The organism is Kitasatospora sp. NPDC057542 (assembly GCF_042801945.1).
Taxonomy (GTDB): Bacteria; Actinomycetota; Actinomycetes; order Streptomycetales; family Streptomycetaceae; genus Kitasatospora.
Genome location: NZ_JBHVFE010000490.1, coordinates 1 through 6,562, shown reverse-complemented (window position 1 = coordinate 6,562; position 6,562 = coordinate 1). Strand labels below are relative to the sequence as shown.

7 protein-coding genes and 1 pseudogene are annotated in these 6,562 nt (G+C 73.2%); 6 read left to right on the top strand and 2 right to left on the bottom strand.

Annotation, left to right across the window (positions count from 1 at the left end; all coding sequences use genetic code 11):
- Window positions 1-78: 78 nt before the first annotated feature.
- Both ACFU7Y_RS37480 and ACFU7Y_RS37475 read left to right on the top strand, forming a co-directional pair.
- The gene (locus ACFU7Y_RS37480) at window positions 79-954 is read left to right on the top strand and encodes a GNAT family N-acetyltransferase (protein ID WP_380771034.1); all 876 of its coding nucleotides are present in this window, start codon (window positions 79-81) and stop codon (window positions 952-954) included.
- A 78-nt stretch (window positions 955-1,032) separates the two neighbouring features.
- Complete coding sequence (locus ACFU7Y_RS37475) at window positions 1,033-1,581, top strand: GNAT family N-acetyltransferase (protein WP_224282509.1); 549 nt, start codon at window positions 1,033-1,035, stop codon at window positions 1,579-1,581.
- 25 nt (window positions 1,582-1,606) lie between these two features.
- On the opposite strand, the gene ACFU7Y_RS37470 is transcribed toward ACFU7Y_RS37475, so the two are convergent.
- The gene (locus ACFU7Y_RS37470) at window positions 1,607-2,557 is read right to left on the bottom strand and encodes an aminoglycoside phosphotransferase family protein (RefSeq protein ID WP_224282508.1); all 951 of its coding nucleotides are present in this window, start codon (window positions 2,555-2,557) and stop codon (window positions 1,607-1,609) included.
- A 189-nt stretch (window positions 2,558-2,746) separates the two neighbouring features.
- Window positions 2,747-3,673 carry a ferritin-like domain-containing protein gene (locus tag ACFU7Y_RS37465; RefSeq protein WP_263455308.1) on the bottom strand — a complete coding sequence of 309 codons (927 nt, stop codon included), beginning with the start codon at window positions 3,671-3,673 and terminating at the stop codon, window positions 2,747-2,749.
- 282 nt (window positions 3,674-3,955) lie between these two features.
- Here ACFU7Y_RS37465 and rimP point away from each other — a divergent pair, with 282 nt between their 5' ends.
- The 4 genes and pseudogenes from rimP to ACFU7Y_RS37445 form a co-directional block, all read left to right on the top strand.
- A complete protein-coding gene (rimP, locus tag ACFU7Y_RS37460) occupies window positions 3,956-4,495 on the top strand; it encodes a ribosome maturation factor RimP (protein WP_224282507.1) in 540 nt (179 codons plus the stop codon).
- 55 nt (window positions 4,496-4,550) lie between these two features.
- On the top strand, window positions 4,551-5,552 hold the full coding sequence (gene nusA, locus ACFU7Y_RS37455; protein ID WP_224282506.1) for a transcription termination factor NusA: 1,002 nt from the start codon (window positions 4,551-4,553) through the stop codon (window positions 5,550-5,552).
- Window positions 5,553-5,628: 76 nt separating this feature from the next.
- Window positions 5,629-5,922: a YlxR family protein gene (locus ACFU7Y_RS37450; protein ID WP_224282505.1), complete on the top strand. Its 294-nt coding sequence runs from the start codon at window positions 5,629-5,631 to the stop codon at window positions 5,920-5,922.
- Between the two features lie 272 nt (window positions 5,923-6,194).
- Window positions 6,195-6,562 (top strand): annotated as a pseudogene (locus ACFU7Y_RS37445) (translation initiation factor IF-2); the annotation flags it as partial.

Here is a 6,562-nt window from a genome sequence, read left to right as displayed (position 1 = left end):
GGCCGGGTGGGGCCACGGAGTAGGGTGCGGCCAGAGTCGTCTCAGTGAGGTGCTGTCTCGATGCTCGATCGAGGTGTGATGCTCCCGAGCTCCTTCCAGGCCGTCCGGGCCCTGGCCACCACCCGCGTGCTGGAGCCGCCGGACCTCCCGGACGTCCTGGAGATCCTCCACCGCGACCCGGTCGCCAACGCCTTCGTCGCGACCAGGGTCGAGGCCGTCGGGCTGGACCCGTGGCGGCTCGGCGGGGAGATGTGGGGCTGGTACGACGGGGACGGCGTGCTGGACGCGCTCTGCTACACCGGGGCGAACCTGGTCCTGGTCAACGCCGGGTCCGAGGCGGTCGCGGCGTTCGCGGAGCGGGCCCGGCGGCAGGGGCGGCGCTGTTCCTCGATCGTCGGGCCGGCGGCGGCCACGGCGGCCTTCTGGGCGCTGCTGGAGCGCAGTTGGGGGCCGGCCCGGGAAGTGCGGGCGCACCAGCCGTTGTTGGCGACTTCGGTGCCGTCGGCGGAGATCGCGCCGGATCCGCTGGTGCGGAGGGTCCGGCGCAACGAGGTCGAGGACCTGATGCCGGCGTGCGTGGCGATGTTCACCGAGGAGGTGGGGGTGTCGCCGCTGGCGGGGGACGGGGGGCTCCTCTACCAGGCCCGGGTGGCCGAACTCGTCTCCACCGGGCGGTCGTTCGCACGATTCGGGGAGGACGGGCAGGTCGTCTTCAAGGCGGAGATCGGGGCGGTGACGGAGGGGGCCTGTCAGGTCCAGGGGGTCTGGGTCGCTCCGGAGCACCGGGGGCAGGGGCTCTCCGAGACGGGGATGGCGGCGGTCCTGGACGTCGCGTTGCGGGAGGTGGCGCCGGTGGTGTCGCTGTACGTCAACGACTTCAACCTGCGGGCCCGGGCCGCGTACCGGCGGGTGGGGTTCCGGGAGGTCGGGGCGTTCATGAGCGTGTTGTTCTGAGCGGGTCGAACGAGCCGTGCGAGATGTGGTTGGGATCTTCGGCCGCGCTGCGGGGCCGCTGGTAGTAACGTCCGGAGCATGGATCAGCTGACCGGGGTGACGATCGAGGCCATCGACCTTGCGGCTTGGGCGCCGCAGGCGCTGGAGGTCCAGGCGGTGGCGTTCGGGCTGACGCCCGAGGAGGTCGCGATCCGGCTGCACATCGTGGGGCGGCACGCCCTGCAGCCCGGGGTGATCGCGCTCGGGGCGATGAGCGGGGGGCGGCTGATCGGGTTCGGGTACGGGATGCCCAACCATCGGGAGCACTGGTGGAGCACCGTCATCGAGCCGTATCTGACGGCCCGGGGGTACGAGGACTGGCTGGACGGGGTCTTCGCCGTCACCGAGCTGCACGTGCTGCCGGAGTTCCAGGGGCAGGGGGTCGGCTCGCGGATCATCCGGACGCTGTGCGAGCGGTCGGGGCTGGACCGGAGCATCCTCTCGGCGATCGACGCGGAGACGCCGGCACGGCGGCTCTACCGGGCGTTGGGGTACCGGGATCTGGCGCGGGCGGTGCGGTTTCCGGCGACGGACCGGCTGTATGCGGTGATGGGGGCTCGGTTGCCCTTGCGGGGGGCCGGGGCGTAGGGGCCGGGGCGTAAAGATTCGTGGGTCAGAGGGAGTTGGCGAATTCGAGGTAGAGCTCGGCGTCTTCGCGGCGGTCCGCGGTGAGGGCGCGGAGGGCGAGGTCGACGGCGCGGAAGAGGGTCCAGCCGCGGAGTCGGTCCTGGTCGACTTCGAGGGCTTCGGAGAGCCGGCCCAGCCGACGGCGGACGGCGGCGGGGGCGCCGGGGGCACCGAGCAGGGTGTCGGCGCGGTCCAGGGCGAGGCGGGCCAGGTCGTAGGCGCGTTCGCCGGCCAGTGGGCGCGGGTCGATGGCCAGCCAGGGGGCGCGGTCGGCGGCCAGGACGTTGCCGTGGTGGAAGTCGCCGTGCAGGAGGAAGGACTCGTCGGCGGAGTCGGCCAGGGTCCTGGCGGTGTCCAGGGCCTCGGCGATCAGGGGCTGGGCTTCGGTGATCGCCGCGTGGTGGGCCGGGTGGCGGTCCGGGCGGGGGGCCGCCAGGGCGGCGGCGGTGGCGGTGGCCGCGGCCACCCGCTGGGGGACGGTGGGGAAGGGGTGTCCCGCGGGGAGTTCCGTCCAGAGGCGGTGCAGCAGGCTGGTGGCCTCCAGCATGGCCTTGGGTTCGGCGAGGGAGCGCAGCGGGATCTCGCCGTGGAGGCGTTCGAGCAGGAGGACGCCCTCGGCGGGGGCGGCGTCGAGGAGGAGGACGGCTCCCCGGCCGGCCCAGTGGGTGAGGGCGGTGTGCTCGTGGGCGGTCTCGGGGGTGGGCAGGCCGACCTTCAGGACGGCCGGGGAGAGGTCGTCGCGGTGGACGTACGCGATGAGGCTGAGACTGCCGCCGGGGTCGAGGGTCCGTTCCAGGGTGAGGTTCCAGGCGGCGAGGTGGGCGGTGGCCCTGGCGGGGAGGGTGGCCAGCCATTGGCGGCCGGCCTCGCCGTGGGTGGTGGCGACGCTGTTCGTCAGCCAGGTGGGGACGGTGATGGTGGGTTCGGCTCCCGACATGGGTCCATTGTCGGGGTTTGGGGGCTGGGACGGGGCTTTCGGAGGGTGGGTGTCGGGGGCGGCTCCGGCGGTGGCCGCTCCGGGGGCTGGATGGTTTTCCGACTGCCGAACCCTGTGGGTGGGGGTTGCCGGGGGTGGTTCTGTGTGGGCGCGGGGGCGTTCGCCACGCGCCCGCCGAGGTTCCGGGGGTCAGCTGGGGATGCCCGGGAAGGGGGTGGCCGGGGCGCCCCAGCGGAGGGCGCGCAGGGTGGTTTCGCGGAGGGCGGTGGCGGCGAGGGGGCGGTAGGGGGCGGGGACGTCGGCGACCAGGTCGGCGTAGACGGTGGTCAGGCGGGTTTCCAGGTGGACGGCGAGTTTGGTGGCGTCGGCGGGGCCGGTGACGGGGAAGGGGAGCCGGTAGCCGCCGGCGGCGGGGGTGGGGGCGGCGGTGAAGGCGGTGAGGAGGCGTTGCCAGGCGTCGCGCTGGGCCTGGTGGGCGGCGTGGGTGGTGCGGGCGTCGGTGCGTTGGGGGTCGTCGGGGAGGTGGGCGCCGACCACGCCGTAGCCGTAGACGGCGGCGTGTTCGGCGCTGAGGGCGGTCTGGAGGGTGGGGACGGCGGCGGACCCGGTGGCGGGAGTGGCTTCGGCGCTGCCGTCGGGGGTCTTGACGGGGGTTTGGTCGCCGAGGGCCGCGGCGTGCAGGGCGTTGGAGGCGGAGATGGAGGCGAGCAGCCGGGCGAGGGGCGGGCTGACCTCGCCGAAGCCGTCGAGGTGGGACTCGGCGGTCCGGTGCTCCATGACGGCCAGCTCGGCGAGGGTGGGGAGGGAGCGGGACGGGGTGCTGGTGGGGGAGGGGCTCGCGGTCGGCAGGCCCTGGACGAGGGCGGCGCGGTGCTGGGCGGTGTCGTCGCGCAGGGGTTGGAGCAGGGCGGTCGGGGTGCCCGGGACGGTGAGCAGGTTGTCGTAGGCGCCGAGCAGGAGGTCGGTGTCGGCGATCGCACGGAGGCGGGCGGGGGTGTCCGGGTCGCGCGGTGGGGTGGGGCCGGCGGGGCGGTCGCCGCGAGGGTCGGCGGTGCAGGCGGTGAGGGTGGTGAGCAGTCCGAGGGCCAGGAAGGTCCTTCGGCTGGGCGGCTGCATCGCGGTCACTCCGGGCGGGTACGGGAGGACGGCCTCCCCGCCTGCCCTCGTTGGCGTGAATGATTACAGAATCCCCACGTTCCCGGGCCCGGTTCGGGGGTGCCGTGCCGGGTGTGAGCTTGCTCGCAGTGGGTGGTGTGCGAGTGGTCAGCGGAGGTCCGGAATCGGTGGTTGGGGGCTTGACCGGATAGGCTTTGGGCCGAGCTGCCGTGATCCGGTGTGGCACCGGGGGTGCGGGGCGACCTTCTGACAACAGCAGACGCGGCCGAGGAGTCCACCCGGATGAGCACCACCCACACCGACCGGCTGCGAGCGTTGCTGGAGCCGCTGGCCGAGCAGGCCGGACTGGATCTGGAGGACGTCAGGGTCACCAGGGCGGGCAGCCGCCGACAGGTGCAGATCGACGTCGACACCGATGACGGCGTGGACATGGACACCATCGCCGAGTTCAGCCGGGTGGTCGGTGAGGCCCTGGACGAGTCGGACCTGATGGGGGACGAGGCGTACCTGCTGGAGGTCGGCTCGCCGGGTGCGGAGCGTCCGCTGGTCCTGCCCCGGCACTGGCAGCGCGCCGAGGGTCGGCTGGCCAAGATCCACCTGGTGGACGGCGGGGAGATCGTCGCCCGGGTGCTGGAGGCCGACGAGGACGGCGCACTGGTCGAGGTGCAGCCGGTGAAGGGGCGCGGCCGCCCGAAGGAGCGCCGTCTGGCGTACGCGGAGGTGGCCCGGGCTCGCGTCCAGGTCGAGTTCAACCGCAAGGACGACGACAAGCTCCTGGACGAGGCCGCGGACTTCGACGAGGGGGAGGACGGCGCCGAGTGACCCCCGGGTGCCGTACGACCATGACGAACGTGACGAAAGACGAGGAGGCGTAGCCGTGGACATCGACATGAGTGCCCTGCGCACGCTGGTCAACGAGAAGAACATCCCCTTCGACCTGCTGGTCGAGTCCATCGAGTCCGCCCTCCTCACCGCGTACCACCGCACCGAGGGCTCGCGCCGCCGGGCCCGGGTGCACCTGGACCGCAAGAGCGGCCACGTCACCGTGTGGGCCATGGAGGACCCGGCGGAGCTGGAGGAGGGCGTCGAGCCGAAGGAGTTCGACGACACCCCGAGCGGCTTCGGCCGGATCGCGTCCAGCATCGGCATCCAGGTGATGATGCAGCGCCTGCGCGACGCCGCCGACGACCAGACCTTCGGCGAGTACGCGGGCAAGGAGGGCGACATCGTCACCGGTGTCGTCCAGCAGGGCAACGACCCGAAGAACGTGCTGGTCGACATCGGCAAGCTGGAGGCCATCCTGCCGCCGCAGGAGCAGGTCCCGGGTGAGGACTACCGGCACGGCACCCGGCTGAAGTGCTACGTGGTGGCCGTGCGCCGGGGTGTGCGCGGGGCTTCGGTGACGCTGTCGCGCACCCACCCGAGCCTGGTGAAGAAGCTGTTCGCGCTGGAGGTCCCGGAGATCGCGGACGGCAGCGTGGAGATCGCGGCGATCGCCCGTGAGGCCGGCCACCGGACCAAGATCGCGGTCTGGTCGCGTCGCCAGGGCCTGAACGCCAAGGGCGCCTGCATCGGCCCGATGGGCTCCCGGGTGCGCGCGGTGATGGGCGAGCTGCACGGCGAGAAGATCGACATCGTCGACTGGTCGGAGGACCCCCGGGAGATGGTGGCCGCCGCCCTGTCGCCCGCGCGGGTGACCAGCGTGGAGATCGTGGACGCCGCCCAGCGTTCCGCCCGGGTGATCGTGCCGGACTACCAGCTGTCGCTGGCGATCGGCAAGGAGGGGCAGAACGCCCGCCTGGCCGCGCGTCTGACCGGCTGGCGGATCGACATCCGGCCGGACACCGAGGGCCAGTCCGAGGAATCGCAGGCCCAGTAGTCAGTGTTGTCGTGGCCGTCCCCGTCGGCCCTCCGGGATCGGCGGGGCGGCGCCATGTCGCTTCGGAGGGGTAGACTTGCCTTCGTCTGGCCGGACGCATGTCCGAGCACGCCCGGAACGCACCTGCGTGGGCTGCCGCAAGCGCGCGGCCAAGCACCAGCTGTTGCGTGTCACGGCGGTCGAGGGCGAGTGCGTCCCTGATCCCCGTGGCGCACTTCCGGGCCGGGGTGCTCACGTGCATCCCGATCCGGCCTGCCTCGACCTCGCGGTCCGCCGTCGGGCGTTCCCCCGGGCCTTCCGGCTCCAGGGCGCGCTCGACACGGAGCGGCTCCGCGAGTTCATCGGGGAGCGGGCGGGCGGAGCCTCCTAGGCGGGCCGCCTCCTGCGACGGCCGCCGCTCGCGCGGCGGAGAACCACCGCAACAAGGCACAGCGCGCGGGCAGCCGCACGCCGTGCCACCAGTCAGGTACCTCGCGATGTGGAAGTAGGTCGAGATTGCGATGAGCACTCGATGAGTACGCGATGAGTACGCGATGGGTACGCCCATGAAGTAGCGACAGTCCGGCGGACGAGACCCCCGGACTCATAGACAGGAGTGAAGTGGCTAAGGTCCGGGTTTACGAACTCGCCAAGGAACTTGGCTTGGAGAGCAAGGCCGTCATGGCCAAGCTCACCGAGCTCGGTGAGTTCGTCCGTTCGGCGTCCTCGACGATCGAGGCGCCGGTCGTGCGCAAGCTGACTGACGCGCTTGGTGTGGCCCCCACCGGTGGTGGTTCCGCTGCCAAGCCGGGCCCGCGGAAGACCGCGGCGCCCTCCCCCGCCGCCGGCTCGGGTGCCCCGAAGCCGGGGGCTCCGACTCCGGGTCCGCGCCCCGGCGCGACCCCAGGTCCCCGTCCGACCCCGGCTGCCGCCGCGCCTTCCGCGCCGGCCGCCCCCGCCGCCCCGAAGCCGGGCGCGCCGGCCCCGGGCCCGCGCCCGGCCGCGCGTCCCGCCGCTCCGGCGGCCCCGGT

Excerpts from the sequence above, each read along its gene's own strand:
- ACFU7Y_RS37465 (WP_263455308.1), bottom strand. The coding sequence starts at position 3,673 with ATGCAGCCGCCCAGCCGAAGGACCTTCCTGGCCCTCGGACTGCTCACC.
- ACFU7Y_RS37480 (WP_380771034.1), top strand. The coding sequence starts at position 79 with ATGCTCCCGAGCTCCTTCCAGGCCGTCCGGGCCCTGGCCACCACCCGC.
- ACFU7Y_RS37475 (WP_224282509.1), top strand. The coding sequence starts at position 1,033 with ATGGATCAGCTGACCGGGGTGACGATCGAGGCCATCGACCTTGCGGCT.
- rimP (WP_224282507.1), top strand. The coding sequence starts at position 3,956 with ATGAGCACCACCCACACCGACCGGCTGCGAGCGTTGCTGGAGCCGCTG.
- ACFU7Y_RS37470 (WP_224282508.1), bottom strand. The coding sequence starts at position 2,557 with ATGTCGGGAGCCGAACCCACCATCACCGTCCCCACCTGGCTGACGAAC.